The sequence below is a fragment of the Paenibacillus sp. R-74696 genome, assembly GCF_055814915.1.
The window spans coordinates 1-2180 of record NZ_JBPULM010000032.1; the positions used below are offsets into that span (position 1 = coordinate 1).

At 55.6% G+C, this 2180-nt stretch carries 1 protein-coding gene; it reads left to right on the forward strand.

The window, feature by feature from the left end:
* A partial coding sequence (locus ACSR9A_RS16850; protein ID WP_473758442.1) for a non-ribosomal peptide synthetase occupies positions 1-2180 on the forward strand: 2180 nt, incomplete at both ends.

Below are 2180 nucleotides of genomic sequence, written 5' to 3' on the forward strand. Positions count from 1 at the left end.
TACCGGGAAAGCGCGTCTTATCGGGAGATGGAGCGCTACTGGCTGAAGCAGTTCGCCGGTGAGCTGCCGGTGCTGAGCCTGCCGCTTGATTATCCGCTTCCGGCGGTGCGCAGCTTCGAGGGAGCGCACGTAGAATTCGAGCTGGACAGCGAGCTGTCAGCAGCGCTGCGGGAGCTGGCCCGGGCGAGCGGGGCGACGTTGTATATGGTGCTGCTGGCGGCGTACAGTGCGTTGCTGGGTCGGTTAAGCGGTCAGGAGGAGCTGATCGTGGGCACGCCGATTGCGGGACGTTCGCATGCTGACTTGCAGGGCATGCTGGGGATGTTCGTGAACACGCTGGCGCTGCGGCTAAGCCCGTCGGGGAAAAAATCGTTCTCCGCCTACTTACAGGAAGTGAAGCAGACGGCGCTAAGCGCCTTCGAACACGGGGACTATCCGTTCGAGGAGCTGGTGGAGCAGGTAGTCAGGCAGCGAGATTTGAGCCGCAATCCGCTTTTTGATGCGATGCTGGTGTTGCAAAACACGGAGCAATCGGAGCTGGAGCTGGCGGATCTGCAATGGACGCCGTACCCGGTAGAAAGCGGAGCGGCGAAATTCGATTTGACGCTGTCGGTAAGTGAAGAGGAGCAGGTCATGCGTTGCACGCTGGAATACGCGGTGAAGCTGTTTGAGCAGGGCACAATAGAGCGCTGGGTGGTTCATTTTACGGAGCTGCTGCGTCAAGTGACCCGCGATTCGCATACAACGCTGGGAAGCATGGACTTGCTGACGGCAGGTCAGCGGGAGCAGTTGCTGGTGGATTTTAACGATACAGGAGCAGAAGCGTTGCTTGAGCAGCCATCGACGCTGCATGCGCTGTTTGAGGAGCAAGCGGCGAAGACGCCGGAACGTGTCGCCGTCGTTTGCGGGGATGAGGCTTTGACCTACCAAGAGCTAAACGAACGGGCAAATCGACTTGCCAGAATGATACAGGGCTACGGTGCAGGACAAGAACGTATTGTTGCGGTTCATTGCAGACGTTCCGTAGAGATGGCCGTCGCCTTGCTCGGGGTGCTTAAGGCAGGCTCAGTTTATCTGCCACTTTCTTTGGAAGATCCTGTGGAACGTAAGCAGTTCCTCCTGAAGAACAGCGGTGCATTGCTATTGCTGTCTGATTCTGTGCAGGAAGCGTCGTGTCCCGTATTGCTATTGGATGACGCCCGCATCGATGCCGAGATGTCTGGAAATCTCTTAAACACTGCAAAGCCCGAAAATTTAGCGTATGTCATTTATACATCCGGCACGACAGGCCAACCTAAAGGCGTTATGGTGGAACATCGCAGCATCGTTCATACGCTTCAATGGAAAGCTGCAACCTACCATTTTGATCAGGGTAAAGTACTTCATGCCAGTCCGTATGTGTTTGATGCTTTCATCTCGCACTTCTTCGCACCTCTTATTACAGGAGCAACCGTCATATTGATTCGAGATGAAGAACTGAAAGATCCGGGAGCCATTGCGAAGGCGCTAGTGGAGCACTCGATTACGCACGCTCAATTTACGACAGGGATGTTTGCAGTTCTGCTTGATATGTTGAAGCCAGCCCAACTAGCAACTGTGCGCAGTGTGGTGATTGGTGGTGAGAAGCTCAGCGGGGCGCTCATTGGAAAAATATTGAATTATCCCCAAATTGCGTTTGTTAGCGAGTACGGACCGACGGAAAACAGCGTTGTAACAACCGCTTTGCCTATCACTGGTGTCTGGCAGGAACATGGACTTGGCAAAACGATTGGCAAAACGAAGGTTTATGTACTCGCAGCGGACGGGCAACTCCAGCCGATTGGCGTGCCAGGTGAACTGTGCATAAGCGGAGTCGGTCTAGCCCGAGGATACTGGGATAGAGCGGATCTGACTGCGGAAAAATTTGTGTCGAATCCGTATGAGCCAGGGGAGCGAATGTACCGTACGGGGGACTTGGTTCGCTGGCAGGCGGATGGTTCCTTGGCGTATGTGGGACGTAGGGATGAACAGGTGAAAATTCGCGGTTACCGCATCGAGCTCAGCGAGATTGAGGCGGTGCTGCTGCGGGGGACAGGGGTTCGCGAGGTCATCGTGCAGGCGCTGCCGGATGCGGGTGGCAGCCTTCAGCTGTGCGCCTACGTCGTAGGCAGCGAGCTGGAGATTGCGGGTCTGCGCAGTTT